Source organism: Bacillus sp. LK2 (genome assembly GCF_001043575.1).
GTDB classification, from domain to species: domain Bacteria; phylum Bacillota; class Bacilli; order Bacillales; family Bacillaceae_G; genus Bacillus_A; species Bacillus_A paramycoides.
On the sequence record NZ_LDUK01000040.1, the window covers coordinates 97,861 to 118,452 of the forward strand.

19 protein-coding genes and 1 riboswitch are annotated in these 20,592 nt (G+C 35.7%); of the genes, 4 read left to right on the forward strand and 15 right to left on the reverse strand.

Annotation, left to right across the window (positions count from 1 at the left end):
- Position 1: 1 nt before the first annotated feature.
- Positions 2 to 982 (reverse strand): LacI family DNA-binding transcriptional regulator, encoded by a 981-nt coding sequence (locus tag VK90_RS20985; protein ID WP_048374944.1) that lies wholly within the window; start codon positions 980 to 982, stop codon positions 2 to 4.
- A gap of 98 nt (positions 983 to 1,080) precedes the next feature.
- Here VK90_RS20985 and VK90_RS20990 point away from each other — a divergent pair, with 98 nt between their 5' ends.
- Positions 1,081 to 1,707, forward strand: a complete 627-nt coding sequence (locus VK90_RS20990; protein WP_048374946.1) for a YczE/YyaS/YitT family protein — start codon at positions 1,081 to 1,083, stop codon at positions 1,705 to 1,707.
- Positions 1,708 to 1,736: 29 nt separating this feature from the next.
- Here the strand turns inward: VK90_RS20990 and VK90_RS20995 are convergent, their stop codons facing one another.
- From VK90_RS20995 to VK90_RS21005, 3 genes are all read right to left on the reverse strand, one after another.
- The gene (locus VK90_RS20995; protein ID WP_025146996.1) at positions 1,737 to 3,032 is read right to left on the reverse strand and encodes a homoserine dehydrogenase; all 1,296 of its coding nucleotides are present in this window, start codon (positions 3,030 to 3,032) and stop codon (positions 1,737 to 1,739) included.
- Between the two features lie 141 nt (positions 3,033 to 3,173).
- Complete coding sequence (metA, locus tag VK90_RS21000; RefSeq protein ID WP_048374948.1) at positions 3,174 to 4,079, reverse strand: homoserine O-acetyltransferase MetA; 906 nt, start codon at positions 4,077 to 4,079, stop codon at positions 3,174 to 3,176.
- On the reverse strand, positions 4,063 to 5,361 hold the full coding sequence (locus tag VK90_RS21005) for a bifunctional O-acetylhomoserine aminocarboxypropyltransferase/cysteine synthase (protein ID WP_048374950.1): 1,299 nt from the start codon (positions 5,359 to 5,361) through the stop codon (positions 4,063 to 4,065). Before VK90_RS21005 ends, metA begins: the two co-directional genes overlap by 17 nt.
- Positions 5,362 to 5,453: 92 nt before the next feature.
- Positions 5,454 to 5,558: riboswitch (SAM riboswitch) on the reverse strand.
- A gap of 323 nt (positions 5,559 to 5,881) precedes the next feature.
- Between VK90_RS21005 and VK90_RS21010 the strand changes: the two genes are divergently transcribed.
- Complete coding sequence (locus VK90_RS21010) at positions 5,882 to 7,117, forward strand: chloride channel protein (RefSeq protein ID WP_048374952.1); 1,236 nt, start codon at positions 5,882 to 5,884, stop codon at positions 7,115 to 7,117.
- A gap of 43 nt (positions 7,118 to 7,160) precedes the next feature.
- On the opposite strand, the gene VK90_RS21015 is transcribed toward VK90_RS21010, so the two are convergent.
- The gene (locus tag VK90_RS21015; protein ID WP_048374954.1) at positions 7,161 to 7,856 is read right to left on the reverse strand and encodes a YjjG family noncanonical pyrimidine nucleotidase; all 696 of its coding nucleotides are present in this window, start codon (positions 7,854 to 7,856) and stop codon (positions 7,161 to 7,163) included.
- Between the two features lie 106 nt (positions 7,857 to 7,962).
- Between VK90_RS21015 and VK90_RS21020 the strand changes: the two genes are divergently transcribed.
- On the forward strand, positions 7,963 to 8,634 hold the full coding sequence (locus VK90_RS21020) for a transcriptional regulator YeiL (RefSeq protein ID WP_048374956.1): 672 nt from the start codon (positions 7,963 to 7,965) through the stop codon (positions 8,632 to 8,634).
- Positions 8,635 to 8,692: 58 nt separating this feature from the next.
- Here VK90_RS21020 and VK90_RS21025 read toward each other — a convergent pair whose 3' ends face one another.
- The 3 genes from VK90_RS21025 to VK90_RS21035 form a co-directional block, all read right to left on the reverse strand.
- Entirely contained in the window at positions 8,693 to 9,319 is a 627-nt protein-coding gene (locus tag VK90_RS21025; protein ID WP_048374958.1) for an FMN-dependent NADH-azoreductase, read from the reverse strand.
- Positions 9,320 to 9,512: 193 nt separating this feature from the next.
- Positions 9,513 to 10,160 carry a response regulator gene (locus VK90_RS21030; protein ID WP_025146989.1) on the reverse strand — a complete coding sequence of 216 codons (648 nt, stop codon included), beginning with the start codon at positions 10,158 to 10,160 and terminating at the stop codon, positions 9,513 to 9,515.
- Positions 10,161 to 10,180: 20 nt separating this feature from the next.
- On the reverse strand, positions 10,181 to 11,752 hold the full coding sequence (locus VK90_RS21035; protein WP_048374960.1) for a GAF domain-containing sensor histidine kinase: 1,572 nt from the start codon (positions 11,750 to 11,752) through the stop codon (positions 10,181 to 10,183).
- 134 nt (positions 11,753 to 11,886) lie between these two features.
- On the opposite strand from VK90_RS21035, the gene pdxK reads away from it, so the two are divergent.
- On the forward strand, positions 11,887 to 12,711 hold the full coding sequence (pdxK, locus tag VK90_RS21040; protein ID WP_002174443.1) for a pyridoxine/pyridoxal/pyridoxamine kinase: 825 nt from the start codon (positions 11,887 to 11,889) through the stop codon (positions 12,709 to 12,711).
- A 120-nt stretch (positions 12,712 to 12,831) separates the two neighbouring features.
- Here pdxK and VK90_RS21045 read toward each other — a convergent pair whose 3' ends face one another.
- From VK90_RS21045 to VK90_RS21075, 7 genes are all read right to left on the reverse strand, one after another.
- Complete coding sequence (locus VK90_RS21045; protein WP_048374962.1) at positions 12,832 to 13,887, reverse strand: GGDEF domain-containing protein; 1,056 nt, start codon at positions 13,885 to 13,887, stop codon at positions 12,832 to 12,834.
- A gap of 147 nt (positions 13,888 to 14,034) precedes the next feature.
- Positions 14,035 to 14,238 carry a YbdD/YjiX family protein gene (locus tag VK90_RS21050; protein WP_048374963.1) on the reverse strand — a complete coding sequence of 68 codons (204 nt, stop codon included), beginning with the start codon at positions 14,236 to 14,238 and terminating at the stop codon, positions 14,035 to 14,037.
- Positions 14,231 to 16,306, reverse strand: coding sequence for a carbon starvation protein CstA (gene cstA / locus VK90_RS21055; RefSeq protein ID WP_048374965.1), 2,076 nt, complete (start codon positions 16,304 to 16,306; stop codon positions 14,231 to 14,233). The genes VK90_RS21050 and cstA overlap by 8 nt, the downstream gene beginning before the upstream one ends.
- 122 nt (positions 16,307 to 16,428) lie before the next feature.
- Positions 16,429 to 17,145, reverse strand: coding sequence for a LytR/AlgR family response regulator transcription factor (locus tag VK90_RS21060; protein ID WP_048374967.1), 717 nt, complete (start codon positions 17,143 to 17,145; stop codon positions 16,429 to 16,431).
- A gap of 140 nt (positions 17,146 to 17,285) precedes the next feature.
- Positions 17,286 to 18,485 carry an MFS transporter gene (locus VK90_RS21065; protein ID WP_048374969.1) on the reverse strand — a complete coding sequence of 400 codons (1,200 nt, stop codon included), beginning with the start codon at positions 18,483 to 18,485 and terminating at the stop codon, positions 17,286 to 17,288.
- A gap of 154 nt (positions 18,486 to 18,639) precedes the next feature.
- Complete coding sequence (locus tag VK90_RS21070; RefSeq protein ID WP_048374971.1) at positions 18,640 to 19,380, reverse strand: WecB/TagA/CpsF family glycosyltransferase; 741 nt, start codon at positions 19,378 to 19,380, stop codon at positions 18,640 to 18,642.
- A 21-nt stretch (positions 19,381 to 19,401) separates the two neighbouring features.
- On the reverse strand, positions 19,402 to 20,511 hold the full coding sequence (locus VK90_RS21075) for a glycosyltransferase family 4 protein (RefSeq protein WP_048374973.1): 1,110 nt from the start codon (positions 20,509 to 20,511) through the stop codon (positions 19,402 to 19,404).
- Between the last annotated feature and the right edge of the window lie 81 nt (positions 20,512 to 20,592).

Consider the following 20,592-nt stretch of genomic DNA (forward strand, 5'->3'; position numbering starts at 1 on the left):
TCTATTCCGTCGTTTCCCTATCTACCAATTTAGGTAATAACTCTACATGTTTCACATCTATTTCTTCATCATTAATCTTTTCATATAATAGTTCAAATGCTTTTACACCAACGTTTTTACTGGAATGTGAAATCGTCGTAATACCTAATATATCTGCCACCTCTTGATCATCACATCCGATAATCGTAATATCCCCTGGAATACGAATTCCTTGTTTTTTCGCCTCCGTTACCATACCTGCAGCAATATGGTTGCAAGATACGAGAAACGCCGTCGGTTTTACAGGAATATGAGCCCACTCTCGCACTACATCACGCCCATCTTCCACCGTAAAACACCCTTTAAACTTCCAGGCTTCTAATGGTGTTACAGCAATCTGTTGAAGTGAATCCTCATACGCTTGTTTTCTTCTTTGACTATTAATGCTATTACTTCTTCCAATACAATATCCAATACGCGTATGCCCTGCGTCTATTAAGCTTTTCATCCCTTGTGAAAACACTTTATAGTAATCAATATGTACACTCGAAATAAAATTTGAATCTATTTCCTCACACATAACAATTGGACCAAATTTCGTATACTCTTCAAGTTTGTCCTTACTATTTGTTCTTGAACATATAATTACTCCATCAAGTTTTTTCATTTTCAACATATGTAAAATTTCCAACTCTTTTTCTTCACTATAATTCGTTTGGCAAAGCATCATATTATAATTGTTCTTCGCGGTTTCTTTTGATATACCCTCAATAATAGCGCTATAATATTGATCATTTACGTGCGGTAATAAAACACCAATTACATTTGTTTTCCCTTTCACTAAATGAATAGCATTTACATTTTGCGTATAATTTAATTCTTCTATAATCTTTAAAATTTCTTTTCGTTTCTGCTCATTTACATACGGATGATCATTAAGTACACGTGAAACAGTTGAAACAGATACCCCAGCAAGTTCAGCGATCTTTCTTATATTAGTCATCTCATTCTCCCCTTTTCGTAAAAATTCTTACTTGACCTGGTAAGCTTTCCACAATGTATCCTTTCCTAGCAAATACGTTTAGAAAGGATACACACTATATGCTTCAATTCAAATTAGAATATATATTTTTCATTGGCGGTTTACTCATTCTCTCCATCGGTATTAATATGATGACGACAATTACTTCCTTTGGACTTAGCCCTTATGATTCCTTCTTTATTGCACTATATCAAAATTTCGGGGTAAGTATTGGTTTTTGGATTTTCATGATTAACTTTGTTTTTACACTTATCGTACTCTTTTGGGATAAAAAACAAATTACAATCGGCACGATTGTAACGATGATTCTTATTTCTCTTTTTGTTGATTGGATTGGTTCCATTACAACTATTATGGACTTTATCCGCTCTCTTCCAAAATATATAACACTTATTTGTGGAAATCTATTCGTCGGAGCTGGAATCGGTCTTTACGTCTCTACAAACCTTTGCGCTGCGCCTCAAGAGGCTTTCGTTTTAACTGTTGCCGAGAAGAAAAAATGGACATTCAGAAGAACTGAAATTTCATTAGCTCTTTTATTTTTAACATTAAGCTTCTTATTAGATGGACCAATCTATTTCGGAACAATTATCTTATCCTTTACAACAGGTTGGATTATTCAAGCATTTATACAAGTTGGCACGCAGATTTTAAATAGAAAAAAACCTATTAAGCAAGCTGCTTAATAGGTTTTTTCGTTTTTTTATAGGAAATACTACTTAGCATCTCCTTCAATTCGATAGTTTGCTTTCACACAATCTATTTCTTCATACGATTGCAATGTATGTAGAATGTAATCGTAATCTGCAAGAGAAGCACGATGCGTTACAATTACAATTTCGGCTTTCCCTTTCTCTTCAAGTGGCATTTGAATAATCTTTTCAAAGCTAACACCGCGCTCAGAGAACAAAGATGTAATTTTTGCAAATACACCAATTTCGTCTTTGACATGAAGTCTTAAAAACTTTTTCACAACAATTTCATCTGGCTCTTTTAATACTTTTTTATATTGTGGGGATACGGCACTATTTCCGTTTACACCTAACCTAATATTTTGCATTACAGCAACTAGGTCAGAAACAACAGCTGTCGCTGTCGGTAAGCTTCCTGCTCCCGGTCCATAAAACATCGTTTCTCCTACTGCCTCACCATACACATAGACAGCATTATATTCATTTTGCACTGCTGCAAGAGGATGTGTATTTGGAAGTAAAGTTGGCTCAACTGTAACCTCTAATTTCTCGCCATCTCGCTTTGCAAGACCAATTAATTTAATTGTATATCCTAAGCTCTTACTATATTCAATATCTTCTTCTGTAATAGAAGTAATTCCTTTTACCTTCACATCTCCAAGCTCTACATTTGTAGAGAAACCGAGAGTAGCCAAAATCGTCATTTTTCTTGCTGCATCTAAACCTTCTACGTCTGATGTTGGATCTGCTTCTGCAAATCCAAGCTGTTGGGCTTCTTTTAACACGTCGTTATATGCTCTCCCTTCGTCTGACATTTTCGTCAAAATAAAATTTGTCGTTCCATTTACAATTCCCATTACTTTCGTAATAAGATCTGAAGAAAGCCCCTCTACAATGCTTCTTAAAATCGGAATACCTCCAGCTACACTAGCTTCATAAAACAAGTCAGCCTTGTTATCTTTTGCTACCGCCAGCAATTCTGCCCCGTGTAACGCCATTAGATCTTTATTTGCAGTCACAACGTGTTTCCCACTATTTAAAGCTTGTAAAATATATGCTTTTGCATCATCGATTCCACCCATTACTTCGATGACAACATCAATATTAGGATTATCTAAAATTTCACTCGCATTTTGTGTTAATAGAGTAGAAGGTACCTCAACCTCTCTCTCTTTTTCAATATTTTGCACCAACACTTTCGTTACTTTCACTGGACAACCTACTTGGTGTATAAGTCGTTCTTGATGATCTGCAATAATACGAACTACACCACTACCAACTGTCCCAAGACCTAATAACCCCACTTGAATTTCTTTCATAATACTGTCCACCCCTCAAAAATTGTGTTTAGATGCCATTATATAAACAAAACATCTGAAAAACAATGTATTTTGAACATTCGGAAAAATACAGGTTAATCTTTACCAAGAAAACGCTACCACGTGTTACACAATCATTATTTACAATAGATAAGGGGTTTCTTGATACACGTAATAATTCAACCAATTAGAGAATAATAAATTTCCATGACTCCTCCACCTAACAAGCGGCTTTTCATCTGGATTATTATGTTTAAAATAATTTTTTGGCACATCAATATTTAACCCTTTTTGGCTATCTCGTTCATATTCTTGTTTTAACGTATCACAGCTATATTCACTATGTCCGAGTGCGAAAACTTGCCTTCCCTCTGGCCCAATAACAAGATGAACACCCGCTTCTTCAGAGTTTGCTAATAACGTTAATTCTTTCACCTTTTCAATATCACTCTCTCGTACTTCTGTATGACGAGAATGCGGGGCAAAAAACAATTCATCAAATCCTTGTAACAATTTCACATGTTGCTCGCGAACCTCATGTTCAAACACACCAAACATCTTTTCAGCAAGAGGATATTTCGGAACACCATAGTGATAATACAAACCAGCTTGTGCTCCCCAGCAAATATGAAGCGTAGATGTTACATTCGTTTTTGAATACTCCATAATACGTTCAAGCTCTTCCCAATAATCTACTTCTTCAAAAGAAAGAGTCTCAACTGGTGCTCCTGTAATAATGAGTCCATCAAATCTTTCGTTTTCAATATCACGGAAAGTTTTATAAAAGCTCGTTAAATGTTCCTGTGCTACATTGCGAGATAGATGTGATTCCATATGTAATAAATGAACATCTAATTGTAACGGTGTATTTCCAATTAAACGAAGTAATTGTGCTTCTGTTTCTTGCTTTGTAGGCATTAAATTTAATATGGCAATTTTCAAAGCACGTATATCTTGTGTTTCTGCTCGCTCCTTCGTCATTACAAAAATATTTTCTTCTTGTAATACTTTACGAGCTGGTAAGTCTTTATCAATTATGATCGGCATGTTGTTTGCCTCCGACTAGCGCTGCTTCTAAATCCGCAATAATATCAGAAACATCTTCTATACCGACCGATAAACGAATTAAATCAGATGTAACACCAGCTAAACGTTGAGCTTCTGCACTTAATTGTCTGTGTGTCGTACTAGCGGGATGTATTACACAAGTTCTGGCATCAGCTACATGCGTTACGAGAGTTGCCAGTTTCACACTTGCAATAAATTCTTTTGCCACTTCTAATCCGCCTTTTATACCGAAAGTTAAAACACCACTAGCACCTTTTTTCAAATACTTTTGTGCTAACGAATAATTTTCATTGCTATCTAATCCCGGATAATTCACCCATTCAATACGTTCATGATTAGCAATCCACTTAGCAACTGCGAGAGCATTTTCACTATGACGCTCCATTCGTAAATGCAATGTTTCCAAGCCAATATTGCTAATATATGCATTGAATGGGCTCATACAGTTTCCATAGTCTCTTAATAATTGAACGCGTGCTTTCACAATATAAGCTGCTGCTCCAAAATTTTGAACATAACTTACGCCGTGATAACTCGGGTCAGGTTCAACAAGCTCAGAATATTTTCCATTTGTCCAATCAAAGTTCCCTCCGTCAATAACAATGCCGCCTAATGAGCTCGCATGACCATCAATATATTTCGTCGTAGAATGAACGATAATATTTGCCCCATGTTCAAACGCTTGGCATAAATAAGGCGTCGCTAATGTATTATCAACGATAAAAGGTACTTCTAATTCTTTTGCCGCTGCTGAAAATTCTTTGAAATTTAAAACGTTCATCGCTGGATTTCCTAATGATTCTGCATAAATAAGCTTCGTCTTATCGTTAGCAAGTGCCGCAATTTCATCGGCCGTTAAATTTGGATTAAAGAACGTAACATCAATGCCAAGCTTACGCAAACTCACTCCAAATAAATTAAATGTCCCCCCGTAAACTGTTGAAGAACAAAGTAAATGGTCTCCGCTACTACAAATATTTAAAACTGCGAGCATAATAGCCGCCTGCCCAGAAGCTGTTGCAACAGCCCCTACACCGCCCTCTAAATCTGATAACTTCTGCTCAAATGCAGCTAGCGTAGGATTTCCAATACGCGTATATATATATCCCTCTGCCTCCAAATTAAATAGCGCTGCTAAATCATCTGAAGTATCGTATTTATACGTTGTACTTTGATAAAGTGGCAAAACACGTGGTTCACCATTCTTTGGCGTATAGCCACCTTGCACACAAATAGTTCCTTTCCCCCATGATTCTCCCATCTCTCGTTCTCCTTTCTTTTATGAAAAATAAAAAACTGCCCCTTTCCTGAAAACAAGAAAGGAGCAGTTTGAAAACACGCTCTAAAGGCTCTTTCTTATCTCTCAGGATTATTACCTGCAGGATTTGGCACAATTCCGTTATACGGCTGTTGCCAAGGTTTCATCGGGCCTGTCCCTCCACCTTTTCTTGATAAGACTATGCAATTACCGTTGATTTTATAGCAATAATTTCCTGATGTCAAATGGTTTTTCTGAATGTTCTAAATTAAATGTCAGAAATTTAATATAAATAACAAAAGAAATATATTCCATGTTCATATGAAAAATACCTTTCAAAAACTCGAATCACTATATACACTTAAATAAGCACTTTAACCGTGCAGACTTCAAATTCTCATGAAATCGCATTGTATAAATTGAATAAGCCGACCTCTCAAAAAGATACTATATATATTCAATTCATTTCATACCAGCATATCTAACCCTTTCTATATCAAAACTTACATAACGGAGGTATAACATGACAAATAAAAAGGACATGAACTATATACTCGTCCTATATGGCATTCTTCTAGGCTCTATAGTAGGAGCTACAGTCTGGCTATTTTTAGTTACAATAAATTTCGGAATCCACTTTATTTGGGGATACTTACCTAAAGTATTTTCTTCTCCCCCTTATTACACCATTTGTGTAACAATAATCGGTGGTATTCTCGTTGGTTTAACACAAAAATACTTCGGTACATATCCACGTCTTATGCCGGAAGTCATGGCTGAATATAAAAAAACAGGGCGAATTGAATACCGTTTTGTACATAAAGCTACTTTAACCGCGATTATCGTTTTAATATTTGGAGCTAGTCTAGGTCCGGAAGCAGCGCTTGTTGGAATTATCGGTGGACTTTGCACATGGGTAGGTGATCGCTTTAAATTCGCTTTAAAGGGAATGAATGAACTAACAGAGGTTGGAATTGGTGCTACTTTAAGTGTCATTTTCAATGCACCATTATTCGGTTATTTAGCTCCGAATGAGAATGAGAGTGAAGGTGAACAAATTGCTGAGTTTTCTAAGAGAAAAAAAGCAATCGTATATTTAGCTACCACTTTTGCCGGATTTTCCGTTTATTTATTGCTTAGTAAATTAGATAATCGTGGATCTTTTATTGTTAATTTTGGAGAAGGCTCTCTTTCTCTCAATGAATGGATCGCCTTTCTACCACTTGCAAGTATCGGTGCCATGGTCGGTTTCCTTTATTTCAAATTAGAGTTTACATTAGAGAAAGTAATTCATCCTTTCCGAGAATACAAACTATCACTTGGAATTATCGGTGGTATTTTATTAGGAATTGTAGGAACAGTTCTCCCATATACATTATTCTCAGGGGAACATCAGTTAAAAGATTTAGTCGTCGAATGGAGCCATTTATCTTTTTGGGTATTACTTCTTTCAGGGATTTTAAAATTATGTATTACTGCCGTTTGTTTAAATACGGGGTGGCGCGGCGGACATATTTTCCCCATTATATTTGCTGGATCAAGTATTGGATATGCTATAGCTTCTATTGCCCCTATAGATCCAATAGCTTCTGTAGCCATCGTAACGACAGCTATTTCAAGCTATGCATTAAGAAAACCAATAGCTATAACATTACTATTACTCATGTTTTTCCCGCTCAATTTATTATTACCAATGCTCGGGGCGGCGGCCATTGGTAATGCATTTCCGCTTCCTAAACATAATGAAGCTACAAACTAATATAAATAGGCAGTGGGGACAAAATCTTCACTGCCTATTTATATTACACAAGCTTCTTTAATAGTGCGTATAACTCTTCAAAATTATGTACCTCATACGTTGGCACAATCCCATTTTCATTTGATTTCTTTTCTGGATTAAACCAACAAGTATCGATTCCCGCTAAATATCCACCTTTAATATCGGCACTTAACGAATCCCCAATAATAAGTCCTTCTTCAGAAACGAAATTAGGAATGCGTTCAAAAACATAATCAAAATACTCTTTCATTGGCTTTTGGAAGCCCGTATCTTCAGAAACGAAAATATCTTTAAATTTTGAATGTATTCCTGCATTACGCAGACGCTTATCTTGTGTTTTTGAAGCACCATTCGTCACGATATATAAATCATACTCACTTTGAATATTTTGTATAAATTCAAAGGCCCCCTGTATAAGTTGATTACCTTCTTCTAAATAACTACGATAATTATTTTCAAATAATATCCCATCTACTTCTTGACCATACTCTTTAAACAAAATCGAAAACCGTGTATTTACGACTTCATCACGGTTTATTTCGCCTTCTTCAAAAGCATCCCAAAGACTTTTATTAATTTTTTTATAATGCGCTTCAACCTCGCTAGTTAGAGGAATCCCTTTCTCTTCAAAAAGCATACGTAATGCCACTTTCTCCGCCTTCTGGAAATCTAACAATGTATCATCTACATCAAACAACAATGCTTTATATTTTTTCATAAGCCCTTCACACTCTCTTTTCTACAAAAACAAATTTAAATAAATCGTATCATTCTTTCTTGTAAAAATAATAGGAGATATCTCATACTAAATATGAGGTGAAAACATGAAAATCAGCAAAAATAGCGAAGAAATCTCTCATTACATGCAAACTTACAACTTCCACACTCTTTTTTCTTTTGATGTCTTACCGTATGCCGAACTACATTCCTTTCAAAAGAAAGAAAGGATATGTAATGAAGGAGCTGATTTCCCTTATCTTTATTACTTAATTTCTGGGAAAGCGAAAATATATATGAGTCACAAAAACGGGAGGGTCTCCTTAATTAACTTTATTCAAGCACCTTCGTTCATTGGGGAATTAGGATTAATTGACGTAGAATCCGTTACGAAAGCGGTTGAGGTAATCGACGATTGTATTTGCTTAGCCCTTCCTCTTAAAAATTGTCAGCATCTTTTATTGCAAGATGCTACCTTTTTACAGAAACTATGCAAATTTATTGGCGAAAAAACAATTATCCGAACAGAAAGTTACGCCAAAAACTATAGTTATCCGTTCGAAAATCGATTAGCTGCGTTTATTCTATTAACGGAACAAAATAATTGCTATACCGAAAAACATACCGAGGCCTCAGAATACTTAAACGTCAGTTACCGGCATCTTCTATACGTATTAAACCAGTTTTGCCAGAAAAATTATTTAAAAAAAGAAGGGCGCACCTATTACATACACGATCGAATTCAATTAGAAAAACTTGCTAATGAACTTAAAGCATGAAAAACAGCATTAACGTTTATGTTAATGCTGTTTTTTCGAGTGACGATTATAATTTTAATTAAAATTTACTTGCTACTTTAGCTGCTTCTTCAAGACCTGTTGTAATAATCTCTTCTGCTTTATCTGGGAATTGGTTATGTCCTTCAATAACTACTGTTTCCATGTTTGTTGCACCGAAGAAGCCCATCATGCTTGCTACATATTTAACAGCCATTTCTACTTCAGCTGCTGGTCCTTCAGAATATACGCCGCCACGTGCATTTAATAACGCAATTTTCTTATCTCCAATAAGTCCAACTGGACCTTCTGGTGTATATTTAAATGTTTTACCAGCACGGTTTAAATAATCAATATACGTGTGTAATACGGCTGGAATCGTTAAGTTCCATAATGGGAAACCGAAAACTACTTTATCAGCTTCTAAGAATTGATTTAAATACTTATCAGCAACTGCTACTGCTTTTGCTTCTTCGTCTGTTAAATCAAATCCTTTACCAGCTTTGAATGTACCATTAATCATGTCTACGCCTACATATGGTAATTCTTCTTTATACAAATCAAGTTCTACTCCTGTATCATTTGGATGTGCTTCTTTATAGCTTGCTAAAAATGCCTCATATAATTTCACACTAACTGCTTGGTCCGCTGGGCGGTTGTTTGCTTTTACAAATAAAACTGTTGCCATGATTCTTCTCCTCCTACTACTCACTCTTACGTTGTTATATATTACTTACGAAAAAGGGTTACTCCCTTGTAATTGTTGTTGCTTACAAATACATTTTATCTTTATATCAAGACAATTTCGTCCTCACATAGACGTATTTTTCCATAAAAAAAGTCCACCTTCTAAAGGCGAACTAGGTCTTACGACTTTAGTCTTATACAATTCCATTTTTCACTGCATATAATGCTGCTTGTGTGCGATCGGATAAATTTAACTTACTCAAAATACTACTTACATGAGCTTTAACCGTTTTTTCGGTAATAACTAAAACCGAAGCGATTTCTTTATTACTCATCCCTTTCGCTAATAACTGCAATACTTCATTTTCCCTTGCCGTTAGTACATCTACATGAACGAAAGATTCTTCCTCTTTCTCTTCTTGAGGTAATGTTTGAGAGAGAAGAGCATTTGCTATATCGGGATGTAATTGAATGTTACCTTTATACGCACTTCGAATAGCTTCAACAAGCTGATCTGGTTCTACATCTTTTAAAATATAGCCACTTGCCCCAGCTTTTAATGCTGGTAATACATGTGCTTGATCCGAAAAACTAGTTAATACAATTACTTTCACATTTGGATATTCTTTTTTAATGCAAGCTGTCGCCTCAATCCCATCCATCTCAGGCATATATAAATCCATTAATACGACATCTGGATTCGTTTCGCCTACTTTCACTAACGCCTCTTTTCCATTATTCGCTTCCCCAACTAATTCAAAATCTTCCTGCGTACTTAGAAAAAATGCTAATCCTTTTAAAACAACTGTATGATCATCAACTAACAATACTTTTATTTTCACAAACTTCCCTCATTTTCACGTCATAATGGTACATTTACTTTTACACTTGTTCGTTTTTTGCTGCTTGCAATTTTAATCGTCCCACCAACTAATTCTACTCTTTCACGCATCGTAGTCATACCGAGCGATTTTTTCTCTTTTACATCCTCTTCTACAAATCCATTTCCTTGATCGACTATTTCTAATGATACATTCTTCTCCGTCACTTTGAAATAAATTGTCGCTTCGCTTACATTGGCATGCTTACTTACGTTATTTAAAGCTTCTTGTCCAATTCGCCATAGCGCTTCTTCTACTACACGCGGCAAATCACGCACACCTGTAACTTGTTCCCGAATTTTTAATCCTAAACTTTCACCGTAGTGCTTTAAAGCTGGTAATAATCCTTTCTCTAATCCCGCTGGACGAAGTTGCCAAATTAATGTCCTCATTTCTTTTAAGGCACCTTGTGCTAATCCACGCATCTCATACAAAGACTGATCTACCTTTTCATTTTGCCCCTTTAAGACCGCCTCAGCGCCTTTCGTCATAAAGGTTAATGAAAATAACTTTTGCGAAACAGAATCGTGTAAATCTCTAGCTAATCGATTACGTTCTTCCATTCGTACAAGTTCACGGCGTTTCTCATTTAATCTTAAGTTCTCTATTATTAATGAAATATGATTTGCTAACGCTTGTACAACATCTATCGTATTTATATCAAATTCCCCATTATTAGAACTTACACTTAGCACGCCAAATATATGATTTTGAATATGTATTGGAATAGCAATAACTGCCCTATTAGGATGTACCATATTACCAACCTGACGCTTCAGCAAGACAGACTCCTCTTTTTCCAATGCTTTCCGTGCTGACGCCTTCATATCATCTTGTAGTTCACCCGTCTTATAAGAAGCTCTCACAGTTAGTTCATTTTCTTCTCTAATAAAGAACACGACTTGCTCCCATAGAAATAAACTCCCTACTTGCTTTACAACTTCCTCAGGCAATGTATTAAATCTATGAATCGCTCTTAAAGCTTGAATAAAGCGTTCTAACTTTACATAATAATGAGCTCTTCTCTTTTCATTTTCATACAATTTTGTGCGCTTTAAAGCTGTTCCAATTTGAAATGCAACTGATTGTAATAGTACTAATTCTTCTTCAGAAAAATGTGTTTTACCTGGGCTAGCCACATTTAATACGCCAAATTCGTCTTCACCTGCTTTTAGCGGTACAGTCGCATGATGTACAATCCCTTCTGTATCTCCCCAGTTGTATTCAATTGCATTATTTATTCTCTTACATTCAATAATATTAACCGCTCGCTCTAATTTCCCTTCCACAAAGCTGTGTAGGCACCAACAATTCCCTTCGCACATCGGTCGTTTATTTTCGAATGTCAGTGCCTCCGGTAAGTGGTAATCAATTAACTTCGTATATCTACCGTTTTCATCCGCAAGAAAAATCCACCCTGTTGTTAAACCAGTTACATTTAATAATTTTTCCAACACAGCCTGAAGTACGTGATATGTATCATTTGAGGTATTCAACGTTTCTGCAATCTCTTTTAATATAACTAATTCATTTGTACGATTCTCTTGAAACATCCTTCGTCTCCTACATACAAGATTTTAAATAGTACTTAACATAAATCATCTACTTTTCACTTTGTACTTATTCGTAACATTGATATAATAGTGAAAACGTAGTTTTCATTATATCACCTAAGGGGGCTTTCCTAATGACATTAAACAAAGCACTTACAATCGCTGGTTCTGATACAAGTGGCGGTGCTGGTATACAAGCAGATTTAAAAACATTCCAAGAACTTGGCGTATACGGAATGACATCTCTTACGACAATCGTAACAATGGATCCACATAACGGTTGGGCACATAACGTATTCCCAATCCCAGCTTCTACATTAAAACCACAATTAGAAACAACAATTGAAGGCGTTGGCGTAGATGCTTTAAAAACAGGTATGCTTGGATCGGTAGAAATTATTGAAATGGTTGCGAAAACAATTGAAAAGCACAATTTCAAAAACGTAGTAGTTGATCCTGTTATGGTATGTAAAGGGGCAGATGAAGCGTTACATCCTGAAACAAATGACTGCTTACGTGACGTTCTTGTTCCAAAAGCATTAGTTGTTACTCCAAACTTATTTGAAGCATATCAATTAAGTGGTGTGAAAATTAATTCTCTTGAGGACATGAAAGAAGCTGCAAAGAAAATCCATGCTTTAGGTGCTAAATACGTACTAATTAAAGGTGGTAGCAAATTAGGCACAGAAACTGCTATTGATGTGTTATATGACGGCGAAACATTCGATCTTCTAGAATCCGAAAAGATTGATACGACAAATACACACGGTGCAGGTTGTACATATTCTGCTGCAATTACAGCAGAGCTTGCAAAAGGAAAAACTGTGAAAGAAGCAGTCAAAACTGCAAAAGAATTCATCACAGCTGCAATTCGTCATTCATTCAAAATTAACGAATATGTAGGACCAACACATCACGGTGCTTACCGCAAATTCGTTGCACCGAAAGAACTTGTCTAAATAAAGCTACCCATTAATAGCTTTAAAAGTATATTAAAACCCACAGGAAATTTATTCTCCCTGTGGGTTTTAATCATTTACAAGGTTATTTGAGAGAAACCAACTTCTCTCCCCTCATCCTTATGATGCCGCACTAACCTTATTTCTACCATTTCTTTTTGAATAGTATAATGCGTCATCAGCTAATTGAATAAATTGCTCGGGTGATTTTTCATACTCAGAAACCCCAACTGAAACTGTAATTTTAATTTCTTCCCCACTTAACAATTGGAAGGAATATCTTTCAACAGCTAGACGAATTTGTTCCCCTATACGAGTTCCATATGCCAACCCCTTTTTTGGTAATAACAGGGCAAACTCCTCGCCACCCTTTCGAAAAACCAAGTTTGAGAATGGTGCATTCTCTAGTAAAATATGCCCCACTTGTTTTAATACCTCATCCCCAGCCGGATGACCATACGTATCATTTACATACTTAAAGTGATCAATATCAATAAGTAATAAACAAAGCGAATCATTTTTCATACGTTTGTTACCAATATGACGATTCATCTCTAAATCAAATTGTCTTACATTTCCTAGACCTGTTAATGCGTCCATCGTTGCATACTGCTTCATCGTTTGAAATAATTCATTCGATTGCAATACGTAGCTTGCACTTACAAATGTGATGTATGCCGCAACAATACTACAAACTAAATATAATACCACTACGGATATATCCTTAAATAAAATAGAAAGTGGTATTGTTAAAATAGACAAACTGTACACATTAAACCATACCCATTTTGTGAATACAGAAACTTTCATCCGCCAAATGAAGATAATACCAATCCCTATTGCCACGATAGTATAGCAAGCCAATTCAGAGGCTAAAGAGTACTCAGTAAAAAATAGCCGAGTGATTAAAATAATAGTAACTGTTATACTACTGGCTATCGGACCTCCAATTATAATTGCCAAAATAACAGCTAAATAACGTAAATCCAACATAATATCTTCAATATGTACACCAAAATGCATCAATAATATACTTAGTATTCCAGTAAAAATACCGACCACCCATTTTTGTCCAAAAGAGAATTCCTCTTTTAATGACTTATCTCTTAAAAGCTGACCACCTACAAAGATAAAGGAAAGAATAATTGTCATATTTACAAATAGATCTCTGAACATAAAATAATCTCCCTACTTTTTCTTTTCCATCTATCCCCTTCTATATTTTATTGTATTACGAAATCCCTATAATTCCCAAAGTTTTTTATTTTGTTGTTCCACGTGGAACAACAAAATAAAAAAAGGGACGAAATTTCGCCCCTTCCATTAACAACATCGTGATATTTTTCCGCCTTTTGCATTAAATCTAGCTTCTTGTGCCTCAGCAAAAAATTGTTTTTGACATAGAATTTTCTCTTCTGGATGATGTACTTTCATATGATTTACATATGTTTCATAACTTGGAACTCCGACAAGTAAACTAATAAATTGTTTTCTCTTTCCCCATACCTTCCGTAATCTTTTAAGCATAGTTCCTCGACTCACTTTCATCTCTTGGAATATATGGTGCCTCTTTTAACGGCATTGGCTTATTTCTTAATACTTGAATCCAAATTCGAAGTGCAGAAATTAATACAGCAATTACAACTATCATCAAAATCCCACAAAGCGTTGCATCAATATAGTCATTAAAAATAATTTGTTTCATTTGTGCAACGTTTTTAGCTGGAGCTAATACCTTCCCATCATCTAATGCTCCTTGGAACACTTTCGCATGGGATAGGAACCCTATTTTAGGATTTTCATGAAATAACTTTTGATAACCCGCTGTCATCGTTACAATCAGTAATCCTACAGTCGGAATAAGCGTTACCCAAACGTATGCCTTTTTCCCCATTTTGAATAAAATTGTCGTTCCAAGTAATAATGCAATCCCCGCTAACATTTGATTTGCAATACCGAAAAGTGGCCATAGCGTATTAATTCCACCGAGAGGATCGACTACCCCTTGGTATAAGAAGTACCCCCAGCCTAGTACGCATATCGTTGTAGCAACCACATTCGCTAATGTAGAATCTGTTTTCGCAAACGGCTTATATACATGGCCTAAAATGTCTTGAATCATAAATCGACCTACACGTGTTCCAGCATCAATCGTTGTTAAAATAAATAGTGCTTCAAAAAGAATAGCAAAATGATACCAAAATGCCATCATCGCCGTTCCACCTATTACTTGTGAAAATATATGTGCCATACCAATTGCTAATGTTGGTGCACCACCTGTACGTGATAAAATAGTCTGTTCTCCGACGTTAACAGCAAGTTCTTTTAATTCATTCGGTGTAATAGCAAATCCCCAGGAAGAAATAACTTGAGCCGCTTGTGATACATCTGTTCCGATTAGTGCTGCTGGACTATTGATTGCAAAATAAGTTCCTGGTGTTAATACACAAGCTGCAATCATAGCCATCGCTGCTACAAATGATTCCATTAACATTGCCCCATAACCAATTGGTTGTGCATGACCTTCTTGCTCAATCATTTTCGGCGTCGTACCTGATGAAACGAGAGCATGGAATCCGGAGACAGCACCGCAAGCTATTGTAATAAATAAAAACGGAAATAAATTCCCAGAGAAAACAGGGCCTGTTCCATCAATAAATTTAGACACTGCCGGCATCTTCAAATCTGGAGCTACAATTAAAATACCAATTGCTAATCCAACAATCGTTCCTACTTTTAAAAATGTACTTAAATAATCACGTGGTGCAAGGAGCATCCAAACTGGTAATGCCGATGCAATGAATCCATATACAATAAGCATAATAGCAATTGTTTCACCACTAAAAGTAAACATACTTGCAAGCGTTGGATTTTCCGCTACATACTGCCCTCCAATAAGAGATAGGACTAGTAGAACAATACCAATTACTGATCCTTCCCCTACTCGCCCTGGTCTAATGTAACGCATGTAAACTCCCATTAAAATAGCAATTGGAATCGTTGCTGCGATTGTAAACATTCCCCATGGGCTTCCAACAAGTGCCTTCACAACTACTAAAGCTAATACTGCTAATAAAATGATCATAATACCTAAAATACCAATCATTGCAATTAACCCTGTAACAGGACCAATCTCATCTTTAATCATTTCCCCTAATGATTTACCATTACGTCTCATTGAAGCAAATAAAATTACAAAATCTTGTACAGCTCCAGCGATAACTACCCCAACAATAATCCAAATTGTCCCAGGTAAATATCCCATCTGCGCCGCCAAAATTGGTCCTACTAAAGGACCTGCCCCAGCAATCGCTGCAAAGTGATGTCCGAATAAAACCCATTTATTTGTCGGAACATAATCCTTCCCATCATTTAACGTATGAGCAGGTGTTTGCCTATTATTATCTAGGCCAAAAACTTTCCTTGCTATAAATCTACTATAAAAGCGATAAGCAATCGCATACACTGATACAGCAGCAACTAATAGCCATACAGCATTAATTGTCTCACCTTGTGATAAAGCTATTACACCAAAAGCAGATGCTCCTAGTGCTGCAATAACTCCCCAAAGTAAAATTGATTTCAATGTTTTCACATACAATCCCCCCATTACTACTTCTTAGAGGAGATTGTACTAAATTTTCTGAATATTTAACTTAAATCCTCCCTATCATGAAGGATTTTTAGGTTATTATGTTAAAATTCTCTCATTACTTGTCATAGCTCAATTTTATTTCGAAGTCGTTTTACATAATTGCGGCTTACTGGAATCGGTTGCTCATCATACCTGTCTAAATACAAATTATACGTGCCATTATAATAAGGTTTAAGCTCTTGTACATATGACATGTTAATTAAATAACTTTTATGTACACGTAAAAAATCATATACATTTAGTTTATTTTCTAATTCCTGGAGTGTGTACGTTGAAATATACTGATTATTCGTTGTATAAATTGAAACTGTTTTATTTTCCTTATTTTTACTTACATATACAATATCTTCTGGGAAAATATATCTAATCCCCTCATGGCCTTCTATCGGTAGTTTACGCAAATGACTCTTTGCCTTCTCAACTTGTTCTTTCCCCATTTTATATAAAATGAATTGTAAATCTTCTTCACGAAATGGTCGTAATAAATAATAAAACGCTTGAAAACGAAAAGCTGTAATTGCCTCTTCTATATTCTCACCAATAAAAATAAATTTCGTATAACAATTTACTTCTCGTAATAAACTCGAGTATTCAAAACCAGTACCATCTATTAATTGCGAATTCAAAAAAACAAAATCAGGTGTATGTTTTTTCATTATTAGCAAAGATTCTGTTCCAGTTTTCGCTTCAAAACATTCTACATTTCGAATATTCTCAGTAAAGTTCTCAACTAATTTTCTTCGCTCTTCTGTCTCTTCCATGATAAGTAAAATTTTCATTTATCCAACCACCTAATTCCTTTGTCCATATGTCCTGTTGTATACATTCGCTTTAGTAAGAAACAATCCCTTTTTCTTACTATACCATTATTTATCTAAAAAAACAGAAAAAAGGAAACCACCTTGGTTTCCCTTTTCTTTTATGCTAATTCCCTCTGTTTCGTTTCTTGACCAAGTATAACTACAGCAAGTGCTCCAATTAAAATTGATCCACAAAAAATCGTAAATATTAGCGAGAGCGAAGCTTGTGAAGCAACTAAATAACCTACTAATAATGGGCCAAGAATACCACCAATACGCCCGAATGCTGCTGCCATTCCTGCACCTGTACCGCGAATAACCGTTGGATACTGTTCAGGTGTATAAGCATATAAGGCACCCCACGCACCTAAATTAAAGAAGGATAGTAACATACCAGCTACTATTAATGCTGTTAATGAATCCGCGATCCCGAACACATACGCACTACATGCTGTACCAATTAAATACGTAACCAATACAAATTTACGACCAAGGCGTTCAATAAACCATGCAGCTGTAAAATATCCTGGAAGTTGGGCTAAAGTCATAATGAGTACGTACTGAAAACTTTTTATTAAACTAAAGCCTTTCAATACCATTACACTAGGTAACCAAAGGAACATGCCATAATAGGAAAAGACAACACAAAACCATAGGATCCATAACATAATTGTTGCCTTACGATATTCTCCAGACCAAACCGATTTTATATTTTCAATAACAGATGGCCTTTTTTCAACCTTTTCGAATCGCGGGGAATCGGGTAAATTCCATCTTAAATATAAAGCATATAACGCTGGAACTGCACTTAATACCATCGCAACTTCCCAACCATATTTAGGAATAACAAAATACGAGATAAGAGCTGCGATTAACCAGCCACCAGCCCAGAAACTTTCTAATAGTACAACTATCTTTCCACGTTCGTGCGCTTCAACACTCTCCGATACAAGAGTAGATGCAACTGGAAGTTCTCCGCCAAGTCCCATACCAATTAAAAATCGTAAAACAAGAAACATCGCGAGTGTCGTCGTTAAAGCTGTTAAACCACTACCGATAGAAAATAGTAATAATGTAATAATAAAGACTGATTTCCGTCCTATTTTATCTGATAGTATCCCAAAAACGAGCGCCCCTACAGCCATACCAATTGAGTTAATACTCCCTATCCAACCCATCTCTTGAGTACTTAATCCCCAATCTTTTTGTAATGCCACAATTACAAACGAAAGCATTCCAACATCCATTGCGTCAAATAGCCAGCCAAGCCCCGCTATACCAAGTAGCTTTCGCTTTGAAATTTCTTTTACCTTACCCACAAGAGGTCCTCCTTACACAGCTGTCTTTACACATCATTTTACATGTGTGAATTGTATAAGTAAAATACTTTCGCGTAAAAAATTCTCCTTCATCATTCCCAAAAAATAAAATGTTTATCAAAAATGAACAAATAAAAAAAGTAGCGATGTTCCGCTACTTTTTTGAACGCATTACTTCTTTTAAAAATTCCGCTAATACTAACTGACGGCGCCAACGTGTTGGATTGCTACATAATCTATAAAACCACTCTAAATGAATAGATTGAATCCATTTTGGGGCACGTTTTACCTCTCCTGCCCATACATCTAAACTACCGCCTACTCCAACAGCCATTTTCGTTTCTAAACGATGCTTATTGTTTTGGATAAAGTTTTCTTGTCTTGGGAAGCCAAGCGCAACAAGTAATAGGTCTGGTTTTGCCTCTTGAATACGTGAAACAATATTCTCTTCTTCTTCTTGTTTAAAATATCCATCTTGTATACCCACAATAGATACAGCCGAATATGTCTTCGTTAAATGATCAGCTGCAGCTTGTACAACATGTGGTTTTGCACCTAATAAGAAAACAGATACTGATTTCTTATCTTCTGATAACTTTGCAAATAAATTGCTCATTAAATCAAATCCAGCTACACGCTCTTTTAATGGTGTGCCAAGCATACCACTTGCTTTTACAACCCCAATACCATCAGGTGTAATTAAGTCTGTATTTAATAATGTTTTATGGAACTTTTCGTCCTTTTTTGCGCACATAACAATTTCAGGATTTGCTGTTACCACCTGAAAAGTATGAGCTTGCTCTAATTCTAGTTGTTTCTTTAAATATTGGATCGTTTCATCCATTGTCATTGTAGAGAAAGGAACGCCTAGAATATCAACTGTTTGTACTGCCATAATTAACTATCCTCTCTATTATTAAAGGTTTTTCGCTATTAATTGCTTATACGTTTCTTTCGTATCTTCATATAATTTGTGTAGTGAGAAGTTCATTGTAGCGTGTTCGTAAATATGTTTTCCCATCACAGCTAGCTCTCCTGTTTTCCACTTGTCATAAGCTTCCTCTAGTGCCTCTGCTAATGCTTTACCATTACCAGTTGGTACAATCCATCCATATGTTTCATCTACAATTAGCGGTTCGATTTCTCCCGCTCTCGTCACGATAGATGGAACACGTTGATTTGCCGCTTCTAATAGGACTAATGGGAACCCTTCACTATGCGATGTTAATAAATTTATATGTGATGATGCAAATAATTGTTTTACATCTTGACGATGTCCTAAAAACTCAACTTTATCATTAATCCCTTTTTCAGTAGCTAGTGCCTTCAGCTCATTTTCTAACGGACCATCACCAACTAATAATACTTTAATTTTCGTCAATTTCGTCTGCTTCAATGCATCGAATAAAACTTCATGTCCTTTAACAGGATGCAAGCGTGCCACTTGAATTGCAGTAAACACATCTTCATCAATATTAAACATTTCCTGTTTATTATAACCTTGTGCTTTTTCCTTATCATATTCAATCCCGTTATAAATAACATGCATCTTTTCATTTGAAATGCCTAATGCCGCTAAGCTTTTTTTCAATCTATTCGTTACAACAAAAAATAAATCTATATTTTTTAAAGCCTTTAAGTTTAATTTAGTAAAAATCCAACCCTTTAAGCCTTGTTTAGTAAAGTCTTGAAATGGATCACTATGAATTGTCGTTACCCATTTTGCCTCGATTTTCTTTTTCATTAGTGAAACATAAAAATTCGCCCTAGGACCGTGTGTATGAACTACATCAAATTTTTCTTTATTAATGAAGTCACTTATGTTCTTTAAAATAGATAAATCATAGCGAGATTTTTGTGAAAACACATGAACTTTTATCCCTAGCTCTCTTGCTTCTTTCGCAACAATTCCATCTTCAAATACTGCTAATTCTACTTCACCGGTTGGAAACTGATCGAGAAGTGAAATAATATGCGTTTTTCCTCCCCCATCTTCTGCTCCTGCATTCATATGCAATATCCTCATATTTTTTCCTCCTTTAAATCCTCGCTGCATTTCCATCTATCTTCATCTTACTGTACTAAAAAATAAAAGCTAACAAAAGTT

Bases quoted from the DNA above. Each gene is read 5' to 3' on its own strand.
- VK90_RS21045 (WP_048374962.1), bottom strand. From the start codon at position 13,887: ATGTTCAGAGATCTATTTGTAAATATGACAATTATTCTTTCCTTTATC.
- VK90_RS21010 (WP_048374952.1), top strand. From the start codon at position 5,882: ATGACAAATAAAAAGGACATGAACTATATACTCGTCCTATATGGCATT.
- VK90_RS21005 (WP_048374950.1), bottom strand. From the start codon at position 5,361: ATGGGAGAATCATGGGGGAAAGGAACTATTTGTGTGCAAGGTGGCTAT.
- VK90_RS20990 (WP_048374946.1), top strand. From the start codon at position 1,081: ATGCTTCAATTCAAATTAGAATATATATTTTTCATTGGCGGTTTACTC.
- VK90_RS21015 (WP_048374954.1), bottom strand. From the start codon at position 7,856: ATGAAAAAATATAAAGCATTGTTGTTTGATGTAGATGATACATTGTTA.
- VK90_RS21060 (WP_048374967.1), bottom strand. From the start codon at position 17,145: ATGAAAATTTTACTTATCATGGAAGAGACAGAAGAGCGAAGAAAATTA.
- VK90_RS21070 (WP_048374971.1), bottom strand. From the start codon at position 19,380: ATGGCAGTACAAACAGTTGATATTCTAGGCGTTCCTTTCTCTACAATG.
- VK90_RS21020 (WP_048374956.1), top strand. From the start codon at position 7,963: ATGAAAATCAGCAAAAATAGCGAAGAAATCTCTCATTACATGCAAACT.
- VK90_RS21035 (WP_048374960.1), bottom strand. From the start codon at position 11,752: ATGTTTCAAGAGAATCGTACAAATGAATTAGTTATATTAAAAGAGATT.
- VK90_RS21025 (WP_048374958.1), bottom strand. From the start codon at position 9,319: ATGGCAACAGTTTTATTTGTAAAAGCAAACAACCGCCCAGCGGACCAA.
- VK90_RS21050 (WP_048374963.1), bottom strand. From the start codon at position 14,238: ATGCTTAAAAGATTACGGAAGGTATGGGGAAAGAGAAAACAATTTATT.
- VK90_RS21075 (WP_048374973.1), bottom strand. From the start codon at position 20,511: ATGAGGATATTGCATATGAATGCAGGAGCAGAAGATGGGGGAGGAAAA.
- VK90_RS20995 (WP_025146996.1), bottom strand. From the start codon at position 3,032: ATGAAAGAAATTCAAGTGGGGTTATTAGGTCTTGGGACAGTTGGTAGT.
- VK90_RS20985 (WP_048374944.1), bottom strand. From the start codon at position 982: ATGACTAATATAAGAAAGATCGCTGAACTTGCTGGGGTATCTGTTTCA.
- metA (WP_048374948.1), bottom strand. From the start codon at position 4,079: ATGCCGATCATAATTGATAAAGACTTACCAGCTCGTAAAGTATTACAA.
- pdxK (WP_002174443.1), top strand. From the start codon at position 11,887: ATGACATTAAACAAAGCACTTACAATCGCTGGTTCTGATACAAGTGGC.